At 71.7% G+C, this 20,547-nt stretch carries 16 protein-coding genes; 10 read left to right on the top strand and 6 right to left on the bottom strand.

All coding sequences use genetic code 11. The features are described from left to right. Nucleotides 1-50: 50 nt before the first annotated feature. Nucleotides 51-452 carry an ATP-binding protein gene (locus tag ACIRL2_RS00820; RefSeq protein WP_395859738.1) on the bottom strand — a complete coding sequence of 134 codons (402 nt, stop codon included), beginning with the start codon at nt 450-452 and terminating at the stop codon, nt 51-53. 259 nt (nt 453-711) lie between these two features. Here ACIRL2_RS00820 and ACIRL2_RS00815 point away from each other — a divergent pair, with 259 nt between their 5' ends. The 3 genes from ACIRL2_RS00815 to ACIRL2_RS00805 all read left to right on the top strand — a co-directional run bounded on the left by ACIRL2_RS00815 (nt 712) and on the right by ACIRL2_RS00805 (nt 5,318). Beyond that, complete coding sequence (locus ACIRL2_RS00815) at nt 712-1,581, top strand: helix-turn-helix domain-containing protein (protein ID WP_402229602.1); 870 nt, start codon at nt 712-714, stop codon at nt 1,579-1,581. Then, the gene (locus ACIRL2_RS00810) at nt 1,578-1,847 is read left to right on the top strand and encodes a DUF397 domain-containing protein (protein ID WP_395859737.1); all 270 of its coding nucleotides are present in this window, start codon (nt 1,578-1,580) and stop codon (nt 1,845-1,847) included. Before ACIRL2_RS00815 ends, ACIRL2_RS00810 begins: the two co-directional genes overlap by 4 nt. Before the next feature lie 222 nt (nt 1,848-2,069). Next, complete coding sequence (locus ACIRL2_RS00805; RefSeq protein ID WP_395859736.1) at nt 2,070-5,318, top strand: BTAD domain-containing putative transcriptional regulator; 3,249 nt, start codon at nt 2,070-2,072, stop codon at nt 5,316-5,318. A 100-nt stretch (nt 5,319-5,418) separates the two neighbouring features. Here the strand turns inward: ACIRL2_RS00805 and ACIRL2_RS00800 are convergent, their stop codons facing one another. Together ACIRL2_RS00800 and ACIRL2_RS00795 are read right to left on the bottom strand one after the other, a co-directional pair. Beyond that, a complete protein-coding gene (locus ACIRL2_RS00800) occupies nt 5,419-6,264 on the bottom strand; it encodes an ABC transporter permease (RefSeq protein WP_395859735.1) in 846 nt (281 codons plus the stop codon). A 97-nt stretch (nt 6,265-6,361) separates the two neighbouring features. Next, entirely contained in the window at nt 6,362-7,351 is a 990-nt protein-coding gene (locus tag ACIRL2_RS00795) for an ATP-binding cassette domain-containing protein (RefSeq protein ID WP_395859734.1), read from the bottom strand. 438 nt (nt 7,352-7,789) lie between these two features. Between ACIRL2_RS00795 and ACIRL2_RS00790 the strand changes: the two genes are divergently transcribed. From ACIRL2_RS00790 to ACIRL2_RS00760, 7 genes are read left to right on the top strand one after another with little or no spacing between them, the layout of a single operon-like run. After that, entirely contained in the window at nt 7,790-9,100 is a 1,311-nt protein-coding gene (locus ACIRL2_RS00790; protein WP_395859733.1) for a hypothetical protein, read from the top strand. Beyond that, nucleotides 9,097-10,095: a glutamate ABC transporter substrate-binding protein gene (locus ACIRL2_RS00785; RefSeq protein WP_402229161.1), complete on the top strand. Its 999-nt coding sequence runs from the start codon at nt 9,097-9,099 to the stop codon at nt 10,093-10,095. Before ACIRL2_RS00790 ends, ACIRL2_RS00785 begins: the two co-directional genes overlap by 4 nt. Beyond that, on the top strand, nt 10,092-11,366 hold the full coding sequence (locus ACIRL2_RS00780; protein WP_395859731.1) for a hypothetical protein: 1,275 nt from the start codon (nt 10,092-10,094) through the stop codon (nt 11,364-11,366). Before ACIRL2_RS00785 ends, ACIRL2_RS00780 begins: the two co-directional genes overlap by 4 nt. Further along, nucleotides 11,363-13,648 (top strand): tetratricopeptide repeat protein, encoded by a 2,286-nt coding sequence (locus ACIRL2_RS00775; protein ID WP_395859730.1) that lies wholly within the window; start codon nt 11,363-11,365, stop codon nt 13,646-13,648. Before ACIRL2_RS00780 ends, ACIRL2_RS00775 begins: the two co-directional genes overlap by 4 nt. Then, entirely contained in the window at nt 13,645-14,898 is a 1,254-nt protein-coding gene (locus tag ACIRL2_RS00770; RefSeq protein ID WP_402229158.1) for a protein phosphatase 2C domain-containing protein, read from the top strand. The genes ACIRL2_RS00775 and ACIRL2_RS00770 overlap by 4 nt, the downstream gene beginning before the upstream one ends. A gap of 24 nt (nt 14,899-14,922) precedes the next feature. Next, nucleotides 14,923-16,224 carry a VWA domain-containing protein gene (locus ACIRL2_RS00765; RefSeq protein ID WP_395859728.1) on the top strand — a complete coding sequence of 434 codons (1,302 nt, stop codon included), beginning with the start codon at nt 14,923-14,925 and terminating at the stop codon, nt 16,222-16,224. A 56-nt stretch (nt 16,225-16,280) separates the two neighbouring features. Further along, on the top strand, nt 16,281-17,030 hold the full coding sequence (locus tag ACIRL2_RS00760) for an FHA domain-containing protein (RefSeq protein WP_395859727.1): 750 nt from the start codon (nt 16,281-16,283) through the stop codon (nt 17,028-17,030). A gap of 67 nt (nt 17,031-17,097) precedes the next feature. Here the strand turns inward: ACIRL2_RS00760 and ACIRL2_RS00755 are convergent, their stop codons facing one another. From ACIRL2_RS00755 to ACIRL2_RS00745, 3 genes are read right to left on the bottom strand one after another with little or no spacing between them, the layout of a single operon-like run. Continuing rightward, nucleotides 17,098-17,805, bottom strand: a complete 708-nt coding sequence (locus ACIRL2_RS00755) for an ABC transporter ATP-binding protein (protein WP_395859726.1) — start codon at nt 17,803-17,805, stop codon at nt 17,098-17,100. A 3-nt stretch (nt 17,806-17,808) separates the two neighbouring features. After that, a complete protein-coding gene (locus ACIRL2_RS00750; RefSeq protein ID WP_402229155.1) occupies nt 17,809-19,665 on the bottom strand; it encodes an ATP-binding cassette domain-containing protein in 1,857 nt (618 codons plus the stop codon). Beyond that, a complete protein-coding gene (locus tag ACIRL2_RS00745; RefSeq protein ID WP_395859724.1) occupies nt 19,662-20,537 on the bottom strand; it encodes a branched-chain amino acid ABC transporter permease in 876 nt (291 codons plus the stop codon). Before ACIRL2_RS00745 ends, ACIRL2_RS00750 begins: the two co-directional genes overlap by 4 nt. Nucleotides 20,538-20,547: the final 10 nt, after the last annotated feature.

Here is a 20,547-nt window from a genome sequence, read left to right as displayed (position 1 = left end):
CGCCGCCGGACCGACCGACCCCGGCCCATCCGGCGCCCGGATGTCGCCGGTCACGGCCGGTCCGGCAGGGTGAACCACACCACCTTGCCCGGGGGGAGTCGATCGGCGCCCCACGCGTGCGCCAGGCCGTCGATCATCCGCAACCCCCGACCCGACTCCTCGTCCCAGTCGCCGACCCGGGCGATCGGCATGCGCGGCGACGAGTCGCGCACCTCCACCCGCAGCACGTCGCCGTCGTGCAGCAGGGTCAGCGCGTGCCAGGCCCCGGGCCCGACGTGGACGAGCACGTTGGTCAGTAGCTCGGTCAGCAGTACCTCCGCCACGTCGACCAACCCGGCCAGGCCCCAGTCGTGCAAAACCTTGCCGGTGGTCCGGCGGGCCCGGCCCACCCCCAGGGCCGAAGCGGCGAGTTGAACGCAATAGTGACGGACGTCCTCCGCCATCACCGGCATGTCGACCTCCGGACGTGCGGCAGGGGGTCGCGCGATCCGAGACATGCACCCAGAGCGACCCGTGGACAACATTAAGTCATGACGGACATGGAGCGTGCCCGGCCGTGAATGAGTGTGCAACTCCCAATCTTGGATCGACGGGAAGTTTCCGGTAGTAACCACACTTCCACGCGCAGTAGGGCACACTGTCCCCCGATCGGACGCGCCGACGTTCCGGTTCGGTGCGTGAACAGCGTGTAAGTGGAGGTGCGGCGTGGCCATGGCGCCCAATCCGACCGTTCGGCAGCGCAGGCTCGGGACCGAACTGCGCCGGTTGCGCGAAGCGCGCGGCCTCAGCCTCGAAGATGTCGCCGTGCGCCTGGAGTGCTCGGATTCCAAGGTCAGTCGGATCGAATTGGGCCGCAGCGGCGTACGACCGGTGGACCTGCGCATCCTGCTGGACCTGTACCGGGTCGCGGACGAGCAGGAGCGCGATTCGCTGCTGACCCTGGCGCGCGAGGCCAAGAAGCGCGGCTGGTGGCACAGCTACTCGTCGATCCTGCCCAGTTCCTATGCCGAACTGCTCAGCCTGGAGGCCGAGTCCTCGGGTATGCGGGGATTCGAACTCTCGCTCATCCCCGGCCTGTTGCAGACGCCGGACTATGTCCGGGCGGTGATCGCCGCGGTGCGCGAGGACATGTCCGCCGAGCAGGTGGACATGCTCGTTCGGGTCCGCCAGGAGCGGCAGGCGGTGCTGGACCGCGTCGGGCCGCACGGCGAGGCGACGTTCCGGCTGACCGTGGTGATCTCGGAGTCCGTGCTGCGCACCGTGGTGGGCGGTCGGGAGACGATGCGGGCCCAGTTGGAACACCTGATGGCCGCCGCCGCGCGGCCGCACGTGCGCCTGCAGATCCTCCCGTTCTCGGCGGGCGCACACCCGGCGATCGAGGGTTCATTCGCGATCATCGGATTCCCCGCGCTTTCCGATCTGGATGTGGTCGTACTCGACACGCATACGAGTAGCCTCTATCTGGAGGAGCCCGAACACGTCAGTGTCTATGAGCGTTTGTTTGAGGACATCCGCGCTTCGGCGCTGTCGTACGGTGAATCCTTGTCCATGATCGAGCTCGCAGCAAAGGAATTGTCTTGAGCAACACAAACCCGGGTTCGCTTTTCCGGTTCGATTCCCCGAGTATCACTGCGGTTTCCTACCCCGATGGGAAAGATGCAGGTCACAGCGCTGTCGCGGGCCACGCGTGGCGGCGGAGCACATACAGCGGCGCCACCAGCAATTGCGTCGAGACGGCCCCCGTCGAGAGCGCCGTCCTGGTGCGCGACTCGAAAGTTGCCGCCGGTCCGGTGCTCGAACTGGAAGCCGGCGCGTGGCAGACCTTTATCGGTGGGATCGGCGCCTGAGTCGAGTCCCGTTCCGATACCGAACGGTTGATTGTTCGCGCTCCTCACTCCCAGGAGTGGGAATTAATCCCACGAAAGAGTGAATTCTCCCGATGATCGTCCCGGGTTCCCGTGCCCCGGGACGCTCCCAATGCGCAACTCTCCGTCGCCGACCCCTTACTCCACTCCGTGCGCTGCCCTCCGGTTCGCTCCGGCAGCGCATCGGGGTGGAAGAGTGGTGGGGTGCAGATCTCGGTGCTTGGCCCGCTCCAGGTGTGGGACGACGACGGTCGATCCGTGACGATCGGCGGCGCGCGGTTGCGTGCGCTGCTGATCCGGCTTGCCCTGGACCCCGGCAAGCCGGTTTCCGCGGACCGGCTGATCGCGGCCGTGTGGGGCGACGAGCCGCCCGCCGGGGCCGGCAACGCGCTCCAGTCGCTGATCTCCCGGCTGCGTCGACAACTGCCCGCCGAGCTCGACTCGGGGCCGGCCGGCTACGTGCTGGGGATTCGCCCCGAGGACGTGGACGCGCACGTGTTCGGCACACTCGCGGTCCGCGGTCGCAGGATGCTGGGCGAACGCGATCCGGCGAGCGCCGCCGAGACCCTGGGCCGGGCGCTCGCGCTGTGGCGGGGCCCGGCGCTGGTCGACGCCGCCGACGCGCCGTTCGCGATCGGCCCCGCGGCGCGGCTGGCCGAGCAGCGCCTGGGCGCGATCGAGGACCGGGTGCAGGCCCAGTTGACGCTCGGCCGCAGCCAGGGACTGGCCGCCGAACTGGAACAGTTGACCCGCGAACACCCGTTGCGCGAGCGACTGTACGGGCTGCTGATCCGCACGCTGCACGAAGAGGGCCGCCGGGCGGACGCGCTGACGCTGTATCAGGACCTGCGCGAGCGGCTCGCGGACGAGTTGGGCATCGACCCCTCGCCGGACCTGGAGGCGGCCTACCTCGCGGTGTTGCGCGGCGGCGACCCGCGCCCGACGGCTCGGGCGACCCCGCCCGCGCCGGCCGAGCCCCACCCCCCGGCCGAGCCCCGCCCGGCGCCGGGCAATCTGCCCGCGCGGCTGACCACGTTCGTCGGCCGCGAGGACGAGGTGGTCCGGGTCGACCGGCTGCTCGACGAGTCGCGCCTGGTCACCGTGGTGGGCCCGGGAGGCGCGGGCAAGACCCGACTGAGCACCGAGGCCGGCGCCCGGCTCGCGGCTCGCGGTCAGGGTGTGGACGGCGGCATCTGGTTCGTCGAACTCGCCCCGGTGCTGGACCCGTTGGACGTCCCACAGGCGGTGCTGGCCGCATTGGGACGACGTGAGGTGGGTCTGCTGGACACCCACCTGCCCGGCCCCGGCCGCGATGTCGTGGACCGGATCGCCGAGCTGCTTGCGGGCCGACCCATCCTGCTCATCCTGGACAACTGCGAACACCTGATCGCCGCCGCCGCGACTTTCGCCGGCCGACTGCTCGCCCAGACACCCAACCTGCGGATCCTGGCCACCAGCCGGGAACCGCTGGGCATCGACGGCGAGATGTTGTGCCCGCTGGGGCCGCTCGCGCTGCCCCCGGTCGACGTCGGCGTGGACGAGGGCATGACCTACGCGTCGGTGCGGCTGTTCGCCGACCGGGCCCGCGCGGTCCGCCCGGGCCTGGTGGTCGACGCCGCCACCATCGGCGCGGTCGCCGAGATCTGCCGGCGGCTGGACGGGCAACCGCTCGCCATCGAACTCGCCGCCGCCCGCACCCGCTCGCTCACCCCCGCGCAGATCGCGAACCGGCTCGACGACCGGTTCCGGCTGCTGACCGGCGGGAGTCGGACCGCGCTGCCCCGGCACCAGACGTTGCGCGCGGTGGTCGAGTGGAGCTGGGACCTGCTGGAGGAGCGCGAACGGGTCGCGCTGCGTCGACTGTCGGTGTTCGCCGGCGGCACCACGCTGGAAGCCGCCGAGGCGGTGCTGCCGGGCGAGGACTTCGCCGCGGCCGACGTGCTCGACCTGCTCGCCGGGTTGGTGGACAAGTCGCTCGTGGACGTGATCGGCAGCACCGAGACCCGCTACCGGTTGCTGGAGACGATCCAGGCCTACGCGAGCGAGCGGCTCGCCGACGCGGGCGAGGTGGACGCGACCGCGGAGCGGCACGCGCGCTGGTTCATCCGCTACACCGAGGCGGAGGACGCGCGGCTGCGCGGGCCGGGACAGATCGAGGCGATCAACCGGATCGCCGCCGAGCACGACAACCTCGCGGTCGTGCTGCGCCACGCGGTCGAGCACGGGGACGCGGACATCGCCACCCGACTGGTCGAGGCGCTGTCCTGGTTCTGGGCGATACGCGGCAATCACGGCGAAGGGCACGCGTGGGGCCACGAGGGGCTCGCGGTGCCCGGACCCGCGCCGCAGGACAAGCGCGCCACCGCGCTCGCGTTCCACGCGCTGCACGCCTTCTCGGCCGGCGAGCGGTGGGACGCGATCCGCGCCTACGCCGGGGCCCGGATCATCGTCCGTCGACTCGGACCCGAGGCACCGCAATCGCTGCCGGTCTTCCTCGACATGCTGGGCTACGTGGTGCGCGGGGACAACCAGGCGATGAGCGCGGCGCTGGTGGCGGCCGACACGCTCGACGACCCGTGGACCCAGGCGATGGCCCGGCTGATGCGTGGGCACTTCGCGGTCAATCTCGGCCACCCCGAGAGCGCGGTCTACTTCCTGAACGACGCCCGGGACCGGTTCGCCGCCATGGGCGACCGGTGGGGACGCGCGTCCGCGATCTCGGGGCTGGCCGAACTGCTGATGTACACCGCCGACTTCGACGGCGCTTTGGCCGCCGTGGACGAGGCGCTCGTGCTGCTGTACGAGTTGCAGGCGGAGGACGAGATCCCACAACTGCTGGTCCGCCGGGGGATGATCCACGCGCGGTCCGGCGACATCGAGTCCGCGCGGCGGGTGATGGACGATCTCGTCGAGCGGGTCGATGTGCACTCGACTCCGCTCTCACTCCTGCTCGCCGAGCTCGGACTGGGCGAACTCGCGCGCTACACGGGAGATTTCGAGGATGCCGAGCAGCACTATCGGCGCGCCTTCGCGGAGCTGCCGAACACCTCCCTGCTGCCCCCGCAACTGATCGGCAGCCTGCACGTCGGTCGGGCCCACGTCGCGTGCGGCCGCGGCGACGTGGCGGCGGCCCGGTACCACCTCGATGCCGCGCTCCCGTACGCGCTGGAGAGCCAGGACATGCCGGTGTTCGCGTCGTGTGTCGAGGGGTTCGCCGTGCTGGCCCTGACCAACGGCGACCTCGAGAGCGCGGCGCTGCTGCTCGGCGCGGCGCAGGTGGTGCGCGGCCACCCCGGTTTCGGCGACATCGACGCGGACCGGGTCGCGCGACGGTTGGAAGTGAGCATGGGGGTCGAGGAATTCACCCGGGTGAGGGCGATCGGCGCGGCGCTGGGGGTGGACGAGGTGACCGCGTTGGTCCGGCCGGAACCGCTCGCGGCCCCGGAACCCTGAGGGCGCCGGGGCGGTTCGCAGCGCGAGCCGGCCGGTGTCGGCTCCGGCGGTGGGGCGGTACCGCCGGAGGGTCGGCTCCGGCGGTCGTACCGGCGAGGCGTCAGACCCGGCGGTTGTACTGGCGAAGCGTCAACGGGATGAACACCGCCATCAGGGCGAACGCCCAGATCACCGCCACGGTCGCATGATGGGCCACCGGCCCGCCGGTGAGCAGACCACGCGAGGCGTTGGTCACCTCGGTGACCGGGTTGATCTTGACCCACGCCTGCAACCAGCCCGGCATCGTCGAGGTCTTGGCGAACAGGTTCGAGCCGAAGGTCAGCGGAAACATCATCAGGAACGAGACGCCCTGCACGGTGCGCGGCTGCTTCAAGGTCACCCCGAGCAACGCCACGACCCAGCAGATGGCGAACGCGAACAGCAGCACCAGGCCGACCGCGGCGATCACCGCGAACACGTTGGTGTGGAACCGGAAGCCGATGATCGTGCCGAACACGAACACGGACGCGACGGCCACCAGGAACCGGAGCACGTCGCCGAGCACGGTGCCCGCCAGCGGCGCGATCCGCGAGATCGGCAGGCTGCGGAACCGGTCGAACACACCCGTGGACATGTCGGTGCACAGCCCGACTCCGGTGCCCACCGACGCGAACACCACGGTCTGTACCAGGATCCCGGGCAGCACGAACTGGAGATAGTCGTGCGTGCTGCCCTCGATCGCGCCGCCGAAGAGGTACACGAACATCACGATGAACAGGATCGGTTGCAGAGTCAGGTCGATCAGTTGTTCGCTCTGCTTCTTCAACTTCACCAGGCTGCGCCAGGTGAGCGTGAGCGTGTGTCGCAGCGCGGCGCTCGGGGCGTTGCGGTGCGGTAGGTGCCCGGCCGGCTGCCCGGGCGGGCGCGCGGCGGTGTCGTCGGCGGGACGGACGGTGGTCGTGGTCATCGGGAGGCTCCTAGGACACGGGCCAGATGGGAGATGGTCAGCAGCAGGACGGCGAGCAGCGGCAGAACCCGGGTGCCGTAGACGTCGGGACGGTGTTTCACGCGGCCTTGCCCCGGTCGGTCGCCCCGTCGTCGCGTTCGGCCGAGTCCTGGCTGCGGTGCCCGGTGAGGGTCATGAACACCTCGTCCAGGCTGGGCAGTCGCAGGGCGAACTCGGTGGCCCGGATACCGGCTTGGTCGAGCCGGGAGACCACCACCGGGAGCAGGTTCTCGTCGGAGACCGCGACGGTGACCTGACCGCGCTCGCTCTCCACGATCGGATCCCGGCCGGTGAGTTCGCGCAACAACTCGACCACGTCGGGCATTCGGGTCGGGTCGGCCGGCCGGACCTCCAGGCTCTGGCCGCCGACCTGGCTCTTGAGTCGGTCGGCCGTGCCGTTGGCGATCACCCGACCGTGGTCGATGACCACGATGTCGCTCGCCAACTGGTCGGCCTCGTCCAGGTACTGCGTGGTCAGCAACACCGTGACCCCCTCGTCGCGGACCAGTTCGCGCAACATCTGCCACACGTCGCCGCGACTGCGCGGGTCGAGCCCGGTGGTCGGCTCGTCCAGGTACAGGAAGGCGGGGCGACCCACGAGCGAGGCGGCCAGGTCGAGCCGGCGGCGCATACCACCCGAATAGGTGCCCGGGGTGCGACCGCCGGCCTCGGTCAGGTCGAAACGGGCGAGCAGTTCGCGGGCACGCGCCTTCGCCTCGTTGCGGGGCATGTCGAGCAGTCGGCCGAGCAGGAGCAGGTTCTCGAAGCCGGTCATCTCCTCGTCCACCGAGGCGTACTGGCCGGTGAGCCCGATCAGGCCGCGCACGTCGTGCGCCTGCCGGACCGTGTCGAACCCGCCGACCCGGGCGATGCCCGCGTCCGGCTTGATCAGCGTGGCCAGTACGCGGACCATCGTGGTCTTGCCCGCGCCGTTGGGGCCCAGCAGGCCCAGCACGGTGCCGGCCTCGGCCCGCAGGTCGACCCCGGCCAACGCCGTGGTGGTGCCGTACCGCTTGACCAGACCCTCGGTCTCGATCGCGTATGTCATTGGGGTCGCTCCCCGCTAGGTGTTCGTCGTCCGTGTTCGACGTCTTCGTCGTGTGGCGCGATCAGCTTCACCGGGCCCGCTGATATCGCGCGCACACGCCGCCGGCACCGCCGGCACCGGCCTGACACGGTGCCGCCACCGACCCGGCGCCCGCAGCGGTAATGTCCTGGCCTTGAGGGTCCGCGTGGGGAGAACGAGGGAAGACCATCGGGAGCCGCCACATGCTCGCGATAACTTCGAGGTGACAGCGTTCGCGGAGCACGCGGGCGGTCGGGGGCGGCGGACGTGGGGTCGGGTCGACCGACAAGGGGCACACGCGACAGTGGGGGAGGCAGAGCGTTGGCGGCAGCCGTTCCGATTTCGCAGGCACCGGGCCCGGGAGTGCCCGCACGGGGTACGAGCGGTCCGGCCGGGATGATGCGATCACGAGGCATATCCGTGCGCCGACTGGTTCGCGCCGGCGCCACCACTCCCGGCCTGATGCTCGTCACCGGCGTGGTGCTGGTGCTGATCAGCCTGCTGGCCGGACTGTTCGCCGTACTCGCGGTGGGGGACCGCGCGGACGCGGCCAAGGCGGTGGCCACCGGCAGTGAACCGCTCGGCGTCAAGACCCAGGAGATCTACCGGGCACTCGCCGACGCCGACGCGACCGCGGCGGCCGGGCTGCTCGAAGGCGGCGTCGAATCGGCCGATGTGCGCGAGCGCTACCAGCGGGCCATCCAGACCGCGTCGAGCACGCTGATCTCCGCGACCGCCGCCGGCGCCACCGGCAAGGTTGCCGAACAACTCGCCGTGATCGGCGTGCAACTGCCCGAGTACGCCCGCCTGGTCGAGCGCGCCCGCGCCGAGACCCGGCAGGGCAACACGGTCGGCGCCGCCTACCTGCGCTCCGCCTCCAAGAACGTGATGCGCGGCAAAATCCTGCCCGCCGCCACCACGCTGCACGACATGGTGGAAAAGCGCCTCGCCGGCGACCACCGCGACGCCACCTCGACCCCGTGGGTGCCGCTGAGCCTGCTGCTGGTCAGCCTGGCCGCGTTCGCCGCCGCCCTGTGGTTCTTCGCGCTGCGCACGCACCGTCGGATCAACATCGGCCTGCTGATCGCGGGACTGGCCACCCTGGTGTCCATCGGGTGGCTGTGGGCCGGCACCGACAGTTCGCGCACCGACCTCGACCGCAGCCGCAGCGGAGGCTGGGGGCCGGTCGAGACGCTCGCCCAGGCCCGCTTCCTGACCTTGCAGGCGCACGGCGACGAGAGCCTGACCCTGGTCATGCGGGGCAGCGACAACGAACAGTACGAGAACGACTTCAACGAGGTGTGGGGCAAGCTCGTCGGCGTCCCGGCCGAGGGGGGCAAACCCGCGGTGACCGGCATGCTGACCCGCGCAGAGCAGGTCACCGGCTCGGACGCGAGCACGCTGGCGAAGGTCAAGGCGGCGCAGGCCGCCGCCGCGGACTGGAAGAAGGCGCACGGGGACGTCGTCTCGCTGTACCGAAACGGCGAGTTCGAGAAGGCCGTCGCCCAGGTGACCAAGGCCGACGGCGCCTCGCGAGTGGCCTTCACCAAGATCGACGAGGCGTTGGCGGCCGCGGTCGACAAGGACCAGAAGGACTTCGAACGTTCGGTGGCCGCCGGTCGGGACGCGCTCACCGGTCTCGACGTCGGCCTGGGCGTACTGGCGCTGATCGCCGCCGCCGCGACCGTGGACGGCGTCCGTCGCGAGGTCGGGAGGTACAACCGGCCATGAACACCCGTATCGCTCTGCCCGCGGCGGTCTGTGCCCTCGTGCTGACCCTCGCCGGTTGCGGCGCCGGGGTCGACCAGCGCGGCACCGGGCAGCCCCCGCCGCCCGCCGCCGCGCCGCGCGCGACCCCCGGACCCGACACCTCGTGTCCGAACGTCACCGCGAGCCTGCGCCCGACCGGCGCGCTGCCCGCGCCGACCGCGCTGCCCGCCGGCAGCACGATGGAGGTGCTGCGCCGACGCGGCTTCCTGATCGCCGGCATCGATCAGAGCAGCTTCCCGTTCGGTTTCGTGGACCCGAAGTCGAACACCCTCCGCGGCTTCGACATCGACCTGCTGCGCGAGGTGGCGAAGGCGATCTTCGGCGACGACGGCCCGCAGCGCATCCAGTTTCGGGTGGTGCGCAACGAGGAGCGCACGATCGCGGTCGCGCGCGGCGACGTGGACATCATCGCCGAGACCATGACGATCAACTGTCAGCGCAAGCAGAGCGTCGAGTTCTCCTCGGTCTACTTCAACGCCGGCCAGCGACTGCTGGTGCAGCGCGACGGCACCGCCGATCGCGCCGACTACGGCGCGGGGTTGGCCGCACTGCCGCGTGCGATGCGGGTGTGCTCGGTGCCCGGTTCCACCTCGATCACCCTGCTGCGCGAGCAGGCGCCGCAGGTGAAGGTGGTCGAGGGCGACACCTGGGCGGGCTGCCTGGTGTTGCTGCAACAGGGCGAGGCGGACGCGATCACCACCGACGACACGATCCTGGCCGGTCTCCAGGCGCAGGACCGCGTCTTCACCGTCGTGGTCGGCGGCAACCTCACGTTGGAGCCGTACGGCATGGCGATCGCCAAGGATCGTCCCGACTTCGTCCGGTTCGTCAACGCGGTGCTCGAGCGAACCCGCCGGAACGGCCGGTGGAAGGAGCTGTACCGGGAGTACCTGGGCAACTCCCTGGCAGCCGAGGTACCCGACCCGCCCGCGGCCGAATACCGGGACAGCGCGTGAACCGAGCCCCCCGCGTACTGGGCCGCGACGAGATCGACGAACTGATGGCTCGTCACGAAGCGGAGTACGACGGCATCACGGCCGGTCTGATGGAGTTGGAGAGCCACCCGGGACGACAACTCCTGGAAGGCGGTCCGCTCACCGGTCGCACCGCCGAGCAGTGGGAGACCGGCCGTCGGGCGATCTCCCTGCTGTGGGGGCACCGCGAGGCGTACGGCGCGGTGCTGGATCGGCTGCGCGCGCTGCGCGGTCGGCGCGGCAAGCCGCTGCGGCCGGAGTTGGAGGAGTTGTCCTTCCTGCTGCTGGGACAGTCCGCCGAACTGGCCGCGCGCGACATCCCGATCGGCCGGCGCGGGCTGACCGACCCGGCGACCCAGGCACGCCGGATGAGCCTGGCCGAACTGGTCGCGGACATGGCGCCGGCGTGGACCGAGGTGACCGCGGTGGTCGAGGCTGCGGACGCGGTGTGGACCCGCCTGGTGCCCACCCTGGACCGGGTGGACGCGGGAATCGTGGCCGCCGAGGCCCGGGTCGCCGAACTCGGCGGCCCGGACGCGGTGCCCGAGCAGACTGCGGCGCTGGACGGGATCCGCCGCCGCCTCGAGGCAGCCCGTACCCTGGTGGCCGGCGATCCGCTCGCGCTGACCGGTGCGAACGAGCGCCGCATCGGCACCGTGGACGTCTCTGCCATCGAGGCCGACCTGCGCCAAGTCGACGACACAGTGCGACACTTGCTCATCGTCCGGGGTCGCTTCGACGAACGGATCCGCCGACTGGCGGGCATGCTCGACGAGTTGGGGTACCAGGAGGGCGACACGATTCGGCGACGCGCGCACGTGCTCGGCCGGATCGGTGACAAGCGGGTGCCCGAGGTGCCGCTGCGGGCGGCCACGTTGCGGGATCGGCTGGCCTCGGTCACCATGCTCGGCGGCGAGGGCGACTGGGCGCGCGTCTCGCGGGAGCTGAGCGCGTTGGAGAACGACGTACAAGGTGCCCGGGACCGGCTTGCGGCCACCCGTGCGCACATCGACGCGCCACTGGCCCGGCGCGACGAACTGCGCGGCCTGGTGCAGTCCTACCGGGCGATGGCGGCACGCGGCGGACACGGCGAGGACGCCGCGTTGGAGTCGCTGTACAGCCACGCCAAGGAGTTGTTGTGGCGAGCGCCGTGTGAACTCGAAGTGGCGGTACGGGTGGTGACCCGCTATCAGGAGGCGGTGATCGCCGCGCACCGCGAGGATCGTCCGGACGACAAGGGGGAACAGAGATGACCAAGTGCAATCGCCCGCCTTGCCCGGGCGAGATCGACGACGGGTTCTGCACCGAATGCGGCCGCGAACCGCTGGCCGCCGGCCCGGCCCCGGTGGATCCCGGGCACGACCCGAATCGGTCCGCGAGGTCCGGCGTCTCCGGCACCGCGGGCACCGCGGGCTCCTCGTCCGCGCGCAGCGCCTCCGGGCGCAGCTCGCGGCGCTCCGGCAGCACCGGCACCAGCCGTCGGCTCGGCGGCGGTCTGGTCGAGATGCCCAACGTGCCGCGCCGCAACCCGGAGACCGCGCTCGCGCGCAACCCGGTGATTCCCGAGGAGAAGCGCTTCTGCCGCAAGTGCGAGCAGCCGGTCGGCCGCGGCCGGGGCGGTCGGCCCGGCGTCGCGAACGGGTTCTGCCCGCGCGATCGCACGCCGTTCTCGTTCGCGCCCAAGCTCCAGCGCGACGACATGGTCGGCCAGTACCGGATCATCGGCTGCCTCGCCCGCGGCGGCTTCGGCTGGGTCTATCTCGCCCAGGACACCGCCGCGCACAACATGTGGGTCGTGCTCAAGGGCCTGCTCGGCAGCGACGACGCCGACTCGCGCGCCGCGGCCCTGGCCGAGCAGCGCATCCTGACCCAGATCCAGCACGCCAACATCGTGCACATCCAGACCGTCGTGCAGCACCCGGACCCGCTCACCGGCCAGGACGAGACCTACCTGGTGATGGAGTACGTCGGCGGCCTGTCGCTGATGGACCGGCTCAAGTCGATGCGCGAGAGCGACCCCAAGGCCGTGCTGCCGGTCGAGCAGGTGCTGGCCTACGCGATCGACATCCTGCCCGCGTTCGGCTACCTGCACCAACAGAACCTGGTCTACTGCGACTTCAAGCCGGACAACGTGATCCAGACCGAGGACCAGCTCAAGCTGATCGACCTCGGCGCGGTGACCGACCTGGCCCGACCGGGCAAGTTCACCTACGGCACGGTCGGCTACCAGGCACCCGAGATCGAGACCGTCCGGGCCGAACCCTCGGTCGAGTCGGACCTGTTCACCATCGGCCGCACGATGGCCGTGCTCAGCTTCTACTTCGCCGGTTACACCCGCAAGTACAAGGCGGGCCTGCCACCCGCCTCCGAGGTGCCGCTGTTCACCGAATTCGAGTCCTATCACCGGCTGTTGCTGCGGGCCACGCACCCCGAGCCGGAGCAGCGCTTCGCCTCAGCGGCGGACATGGCCGAGCAGTGCGTCGCGGTGCTGCGCGAGGTGGTCGCGATCCGCTCCGGCGAGCCGCGTCCGGGCGTGTCCGGCCTGTTCGGGCCGGAGACCCGGGTCGTGCACGCCGAGGTGGCCGCGCGCAACACCGAGCCCGGCCTGCTCGCGCCCGCCCCCGACCCGGCGGTGATCGCCGGCGCGCTGCCGGTGCCCCGGGTGGACGCCGCCGATCCGGCCGCGAACCTGCTGGCCACGGTGGCCACCACCAATCCCGACGAGCTGCTCTCCGCGCTCACCGCCGCGGGCATCTCCTCGCCGGAGGGCACGCTGCGGCTGGTCCGGATGTGCATCGAGCAGGGCGATGTGGTGCGTGCCCGGGCCTTCCTCGCGGACATCGACGCCGACGACTGGCGACTGCCCTGGTTCGAGGGCCTTGCCGCGCTCTCCGACCAGGATCTCCCGCGTGCCCACGAGTGCTTCGACGGGGTGCGCGGTGCGCTGCCCGGCGAGCCCGCGCCGCGGATCGCGCTCGGCGCGGTCCGCGAACTGATGGGCCGCCACGACGAGGCGGCCGCCGAGTATCGCGGTGTGTGGGCCACCGACCGGGCCTACGTCGCGGCGGCGTTCGGACTGGCCCGATGCCAACTGGCCACCGGCGACCGGGCGGGTGCGGTACGCACCCTGGAGAGCGTGCCGGACACCTCGGCCAACCACGTCGCGGCACAGACCGCGGCGTTGCGCACCCGGATCAGCGGGCGGGGCGCGGGCGAGGAGTTGGGTCCCGACCTGACCGCGGCGTCCGACCGGCTGGGCGCGTTGCGCCTGGAGGGGGAGGCGCACGATCGGCTCGCCGTCGAGTTGTTGGAGACCGCGCTGGAGTGGGTCAAGGCGGGCGCGAAGGGTGGGAATCCGGGCACCGGGGACGCGGGTGGAACCGCGAAGGTGCTCGGCAGCGAGTTGAAGGAAAAGCCTCTGCGGTTCGCCTTGGAAAAGTGTTACCGCGATCTGGCCCGGCACGTGACGACGCATGCGGAGCGCATCGCGCTCGTCGACCGGGCGAACGAGGTGCGACCGTGGACGTGGGTGTGATCAGAGTGGCTGGATATGGACGACTGGACGCGGCCGGGCCCGGGGGTGCCCCGGACGGGGACGAGGCCGCCCCGCCCGAGCCGCCGACGGCCGCCGGCGGGGCGTGTCCCTCGTGCGGGCTCGCCGGCGACGCGGATGACCGGTACTGCGAGTCCTGTGGCTACGACCTGGACATCCCGGTGCCGCCGGTGGCCGAACGGCCGCCGCCCAGGCGGGTGGTGACGCCCAGCGGGCACGGCCCGGTGTGCTCCGCGTGCGGTACCGCGACGATCGGCTCGGACGGGTGGTGCGACGCGTGCGGGCGGCCGTTCAACCCGCGCGATCACGTCGAGAGCGACCTGGGGCTGGTCGCGATGGTCAGCAACCGGGGTCTGCGGCACCGGCGCAACGAGGACTCCGCCGCACTGCGGGTGTTGCGGATGCCGGACGGCAGCGATCACGTGGTCGCGGTGGTGTGCGACGGGGTGTCCTCCTCGCCGCGCCCCGACGAGGCGTCGGCGACCGCCGCCGAGACCGCGTGCGCGACCATGGCGGCCACGCTGGTCGAGGGATGCGGACCGGCCAAGGCCACCAGCGCGGGAGTGGCCGCCGCGGCGAGCGCGGTGGCCCGCATGCCCGGGGCCGAGGACGCGGGCAACGCCCCGGCATGCACCCTGGTGTCGGCGATCATGACACCCGGCGAGATCACCGTGGGCTGGGTGGGTGACAGCCGCGCCTACTGGCTGGCCGATCCGGACAGCGGCGCGGACGACGCCGCGGACGGCGACGACACGCTGCCCGGTGCGAGCACGCTGCCTCGTGGGGCGGTCGGCGAGCCGCACGCGGACGACACGGGGTCGGACGAGGCCCGGCGCACCCCCTCCGCGCTGCTGACCGAGGACGACTCCTGGGCGACCCGGATGATCGCGCTCGGCGCGATGACCGAGGCCGAGGCGTACGCGGACCGACGCGCGCACGCGATCGTGTCCTGGCTGGGCGCGGACGCGGGCGAGGTGCGGCCCCGGGTGACCAGTCTGCGCCCGTCCGGCCCCGGAGTCCTGCTGCTGTGCAGCGACGGGTTGTGGAACTACCTCTCGGTCGCGCCGACGTTGGCCGCGATGGTGCTGCCCGGCGCGTTGGAACAGCCGCTGGCCGCCGCGCGGATGCTCACCGGCTTCGCGCTCGACCGCGGCGGTGCCGACAACATCACCGTCGCGCTGATCCCGTTCAACCCGCCCGGGGATCCGGTGCGCGGCCCCGACCACGTCTGAGCCGGAAACGAAGGAGTCGGATTCATGTCAGGCGCCCCCGAATTCACCATCGAGATCAACCAGAACCCCTACCTCCCGATGGGAGGTCACGAGGTCCACGCCGTCGCGCACATCCGGGCCTCGGGGCCGCCGACCGGAGTGCGGGCCGGCGCTCGCGGCGCCGAGGTGATCATGGTGGACAGCTCGGGTTCGATGGACTTCCCGTCCACCAAGCTCAAGGCCGCCAAGCAGGCCACCAAGGCCGCGATCGACACGCTGCGCGACGGCACACTGTTCGCGGTGGTCTCGGGGACCGGTATGGCGTCGATGGTGTATCCGTTCGAGGAGGGCCTGGTCGCGGCCGACGAGCGCACCCGCAAGGAGGCCAAGCGCGAGGTGGACAAGCTCCGCGCGCGCGGCGGCACCGCGATGGGGCAGTGGCTGCTGATGGCCCGTCGCCTGTTGGAACCGCACAAGGACGCGATCCGGCACGCGATCCTGCTCACCGACGGCAAGAACGAGAGCGAGCGCGAGCAGGACCTCGCCGAGGCGATCGCCTACTGCGAGGGTGTGTTCGTCTGCGACTGCCGGGGCATCGGCCTGGACTGGCGGGTGGAGGAGGTGCGCAAGATCTCCACCGCGCTGCTGGGCGACATCGGCCTGGTGAGCGAACCGGCGGACCTGGTCGCCGACTTCACCAGGATGATGCAGAACGCGATGGGCAAGTCGGTGGCCGACGTGACCCTGCGCGTGCGCACGATCAACAACGCCCGGGTGAAGTACGTCAAGCAGACCTACCCGGTGATCGACGACCTGACCGCGCGGCGCACCGAGGTGGGGCCCAACGTCGGCGACTACCCGACCGGTTCGTGGGGCGGCGAGAGCAAGCACTACCACGTGTGCCTGGAGGTCGAGCCGGACGAGGTCAACCCGGGCGGCAAGCGCCGTCCGTGTCAGATCTCGGTGGTGCTGCCGGACGGCGCGGGCGGTCTGGAACTGGCCAAGGCCGGCGTGTTCGCGCAGTGGACCGACGACGAGGAACTCTCCACCCGGATCAACCAGGAGGTGGCCAAGGTCACCGGTCGGGAGAAGCTGGCCAACGCGGTCCAGGAGGGTCTGCAGGCCCGTCGCGACGGGGACGAGACCACCGCGACCGCGCGGCTGGTGCAGGCCCTGGAGCTGGCCAACGAGGCGGGTGACGAGCACACCGCGCGGCTGCTCGGCCGAGTCGTGGAGGTCGAGGCGGACGGCACCAGCAGGCTCCGCAACGACGACGACGAGGGCATGATGATCATCGACGTCGAGTCGCACAAGACTGCCCGGGTGGGACCGCCGATCGAGGGCTGAGCCTGGTTGCCGGCACGCGTCGGGCTGGGTACGGGGAACAGGAAGGAGGTCCGCTCATGCACATCTGTCCGGTCGGTCATGAGTCCACCGCCGCGGACTACTGCGACGAGTGCGGACGTACGATGCCCACCGCCGGCGATCCGTCCGACGGCCCGAGCGGGTCGGGCCCGGACGGGTCGGGGCCGGGCGGGAACGTGCTGACCTGTCGTTTCTGCGCGACCGAGTACACGCCAAACGACCAGTTCTGCGAGGGCTGCGGGCACGAGTTGACGCACGGGTCGAACCAGCCCGGCGGCGTGGACGACGACGGGAACACCGGGAACACCGGGGGCGGTGGGAAGGACGGGAACGGAGGCAACGGCACGAAGGGCGGGCCGGGGCCGACCGAGGACCCGCCGCCTTCCCGCACGGTGTGGACGGCCCGCGTGGTGCCCGACCACGACTACTTCCTGCGGGTGCTCGAATGGGACGGCCCGGACGCGCACAGCATGCGCTTCCCGCACGAACAGGAGCCGTGGACGCTGGAGTTGACCGGCGAGTCGATGCGCATCGGCCGGCGCAACTCCAGCACGAGCTCGGCCCCGCCGGAGATTCCGATCGGTGACCCGGGAGTCTCCCGCCGCCATGCGATGTTGCTGCGCTGCGGGGACGGCACGTGGGAGGTGATGGACCTGGGATCGGCCAACGGGACCACCATCAACGCCGGTTTCGACCGGGTCCGCCGCGACCCGGTGCACCTCGAGGACGGCGACCGCGTGCACGTGGGGGCCTGGACGACGCTGGAGATCCGGCGCGTGGAACTGTGAGGCCGCCGGCGCGGCGACGCCGGTCGGACCCGGGGGCACGCCCCACGGCCGACCGGCGCCGGTGCGGTCAGCCGGTCGCGGCCACGCCCGGGGCCAGGGCGGCCAGGATCGGGCCCGGGTCGGCGGCAGCCTCGGCCGAGGTCAGCCGCGCGGTGACGCGTCCCGTGGACAACACCGTCAGATGATCCGCGATGCCCTGGACGAAGCCCAGTTGCGGGGCGGCGACCAGGATGGTCAGACCCTCGTCGGCGAGCGTGGTGATCAACGCCCGGATCTGCTCGGCGATCACCGGGGACAGGCCCTCGGTCGGCTCGTCCAGCAGGATCAGCCGCGGCCCGCCGAGCAGTGCCCGGGCGATCGCCAGCATCTGCTGTTCGCCGCCGGAGAGTTGCGAACCCCGATTGCCCGCGCGCTCGCCCAGGCGCGGCAGGAGCTCCAGCACCCGCGCGGGGGTCCACGCGGCGTGCTTGCGGTGGGCCAGCTTGAGATGCTCGGCCACGGTCAGGCTCGCGAACACCCGCCGACCCTGCGGCACCAGGCCGATGCCCGCGAGCGAGACGCGGTGCGCGGGACGCCCGGTGAGGTCGCCACCGTCCAGCGTCACGCGGCCGCCGGAGGGCTTGAGCAGCCCCGCGACGGTGTGGATGAGGGTGGACTTGCCCGCTCCATTGGCGCCCAGGAGCGCGTGCACCGTGCCCTCGGGGATGCTCAGGTCCACCCCGTGCAGCACCGAGCCGCCCTGGTAGCCCGCCGTCAGTTCGCCGATCTCCAGCACGATTCAGCCCACTTCCTGGTGCTCGGGCTCGGACGCGCCCAGATACGTGTCGCGTACCGCCTGGTCCGCCGCGATCTCGTCGGGCGTGCCGGTGGCCAGCAGTTGTCCGGACGCCAGCACCGTCACGGTGTCGGTGACCTCGCGCACCAGCGCGAAGTTGTGCTCGACCAGCACCATGGTCACCTCGGCCGGCAGCGCCTTGAGCACCGCGGCCAGCCGCTCGATGTCGGTGTCGGTCAGACCCGCGGCCGGCTCGTCCAGCAGCAGCAGCTTCGGATGGCCCGCGAGGGCCATCGCGATGTCGAGCAACCGCCGTGAGCCGTGCGAGAGTTCGCCGGCGTTCTCGTCCGCGCGGTCGGTCAGGCCGACGGTCTCCAGATGGGTCGCCGCCTCAGCCGCCAACGCGCGGTAGCGGGTGGGTCGCCACGCCGTGCCGGTGACCCGGGCGTGCCGCCACGCGGCCAGTGTCACGTTGTCCAGGACGGAGAGCGAGGGCACCACCGCGGGCTGTTGGAACGCGCGCGCGATGCCGATCCGGGAGCGGCGCGCCGGAGGCAGCCGGGTGATGTCGCGACCGGCGAACACGATGCTGCCCGAGGTCACCGGGATCGCGCCCGCGACCATGCCGAGCACGGTCGACTTGCCCGCGCCGTTGGGACCGAGGAGCGCGTGCCGGGCACCGCGGCGCACGGTCAGATCCAGGCCGTCCACGGCCGCCAGCGCGCCGTAGCGGCGGGTCAGGCCGGTAATGGTGAGCAGCGCCTCCGGGTCGGCGACGGTTTCCGGCTTCGTGACCGGATCCGCCACCGCCTTCTCGGTTTCCCCCTCTTGCCCTTCCTTCTCCGCCGCTCCGCCGGCTCGGGCCAGGGCGCGCCACGCGGCGCGTGGGCCGCCCGCCGTCAATCCGACCAGGCCGCCCGGCAGCGTGTACACCGCGATCAGGAAGAGCACGCCCAGCAGCAGCGGGCCGTGCCCGGGCCAGGGACCGGAGAGCCAGTCCCTGGTGAACACGATCAGCGCCGCGCCGATCATCGCGCCGACCAGCGACGCGCCGCCGCCGATGACCACCGCGAGCAGCACCAGCGAGGAGGTGTCGAAGCCGATGTGCGCGGGCGAGATGTAGCGCTGCACCGAGATTAGCAACGCGCCGGCGACGCCCGCGAGCGCGCCGACCCCGATGTAGGTGACCGAGAGGTAGCGGGTCACCGGGTGGCCGGTCGCGCGCATCCGGGTCTCGTTCTCGCGCGCGCCGTCCAGCAGCAGACCGGCCGGCGAGCGCAGCACCAGCGCGGTGATCCCGATCACCACGAGCGTGGTGATCAGCACGTACCAGTAGGTGTCCACGTCGTCGACGAGGTCGCCCATGCCCCAGAAGGGCTCGATCGGCGGCACACCGGACTTGCCGTCGGTGCCGCCGGTGACCGACTTCCACTTCTCCGCGGCGGTGCGTACCAGTTCGCCGACGGCCAGGGTGATCATCAGCACCGTGACGCCGCGCGTGCGCACCACGATCGGCGCGGTGACCGCGTTGAACAGGGCGCCGGCCGCCGCCGCGACCAGGGTGTGCACGACGCCGATCCGCATGCCGTGCTCGGCCAGGATCGCCGCCGTGTAGCCGCCGACCGCGTACGGCGCGACCTGGCCCAGCGAGGGCAGTCCGGCGCCGCCGCCGAGCACCGCGACGCTGGCCGCGAGCACGCCCAGGGACAGCGCCTGGGACAGCAGGATCAGGGTGAACAGGCCGACCAGGTAGGGCGCCGCGAACAACCACACGATCGCGGCGACGGCCAAAATTCGGCCCACCAGGACCGCGCGCGGCGAGCGCAGCGCGGTGCGTGCGCGCAGGGCGAGGGTGGTCATACTCGGCTCCCCGTCGGGCCGAAGCGCGCGGTGCGCGCGATCAGCATCACGGCCATCGTGGCGAACAGCAGATAGGGCGCGAGGTCGGGCATCAGCGTGACGCCGAGCGTCTGCACCTCGCCGACCAGGATCGCCGCCAACAGCGCACCGCCGACCGAACCCAGCCCGCCGATCACCACGACCAGCAGGGATTGCAGCAACACGGTGTTGGCCACCGACGTGGACGGGCCGATGATCGGCGCGCCCAGACCGCCCGCGAGGCCGGCCAGGGCGCCCGCGGCGATCAGTACGCCCGTGCGCACCCGGGCCGGCGAGATGCCGCCGGCCGCGAGCATCTCGGGGTCGTCCACCGACGCGCGCACGGCCGCGCCCACGCGGGTACGCGAGAGCACGTACCAGCCGGCGACCCCGAGCACGACCGCGACCACGATGAACGCGAGTCGGTAGCCCGGGTAGTTGTGGCCCAGGATCGACACCGGCTCCTCGAGTGCGCCGGGCACCGAGACCTGCGGGTCGTCCTTGCCGAACGTGGTGGTCAGCAGATCGCTGCCGACCAGCGCGACGCCGAAGGTCAGCATGGCCTGCGCCATATGACCTCTGCCGGCGATCGGCGCGGTCAGCGCCGCGAGCACCCCGCCACCGGCCGCGCCCGCCCCGATGCCCGCGAGCACCGCGAGAGCCAGACCCACCCACGAGCCGTCGGCGACGGCGGTCGCGGTGTAGGCGGCGAACGCGTAGAGCGTGCCGTGCGCGAGGTTGAGGACTCCACCCGAGCCGAAGGCCAGAGTCAGGCCCGCGGCCACGACGAACAGCAGCAGCCCGTAGGCCACTCCGTCCAGGGCGGGGATGAAATTGTCGTCGAACCAGCCCACGGCACGCTCC

The organism is Embleya sp. NPDC127516 (assembly GCF_044765325.1).
Classification (GTDB): Bacteria; Actinomycetota; Actinomycetes; order Streptomycetales; family Streptomycetaceae; genus Embleya.
This window is presented reverse-complemented; position numbering and strand designations above follow the sequence as displayed.

Coding starts and splice junctions, on each gene's coding strand:
- ACIRL2_RS00785 (WP_402229161.1), top strand. CDS start 9,097: ATGAACACCCGTATCGCTCTGCCCGCGGCGGTCTGTGCCCTCGTGCTG.
- ACIRL2_RS00795 (WP_395859734.1), bottom strand. CDS start 7,351: ATGACATACGCGATCGAGACCGAGGGTCTGGTCAAGCGGTACGGCACC.
- ACIRL2_RS00765 (WP_395859728.1), top strand. CDS start 14,923: ATGTCAGGCGCCCCCGAATTCACCATCGAGATCAACCAGAACCCCTAC.
- ACIRL2_RS00775 (WP_395859730.1), top strand. CDS start 11,363: ATGACCAAGTGCAATCGCCCGCCTTGCCCGGGCGAGATCGACGACGGG.
- ACIRL2_RS00760 (WP_395859727.1), top strand. CDS start 16,281: ATGCACATCTGTCCGGTCGGTCATGAGTCCACCGCCGCGGACTACTGC.
- ACIRL2_RS00750 (WP_402229155.1), bottom strand. CDS start 19,665: ATGACCACCCTCGCCCTGCGCGCACGCACCGCGCTGCGCTCGCCGCGC.
- ACIRL2_RS00815 (WP_402229602.1), top strand. CDS start 712: ATGGCGCCCAATCCGACCGTTCGGCAGCGCAGGCTCGGGACCGAACTG.
- ACIRL2_RS00800 (WP_395859735.1), bottom strand. CDS start 6,264: ATGACCACGACCACCGTCCGTCCCGCCGACGACACCGCCGCGCGCCCG.
- ACIRL2_RS00820 (WP_395859738.1), bottom strand. CDS start 452: ATGCCGGTGATGGCGGAGGACGTCCGTCACTATTGCGTTCAACTCGCC.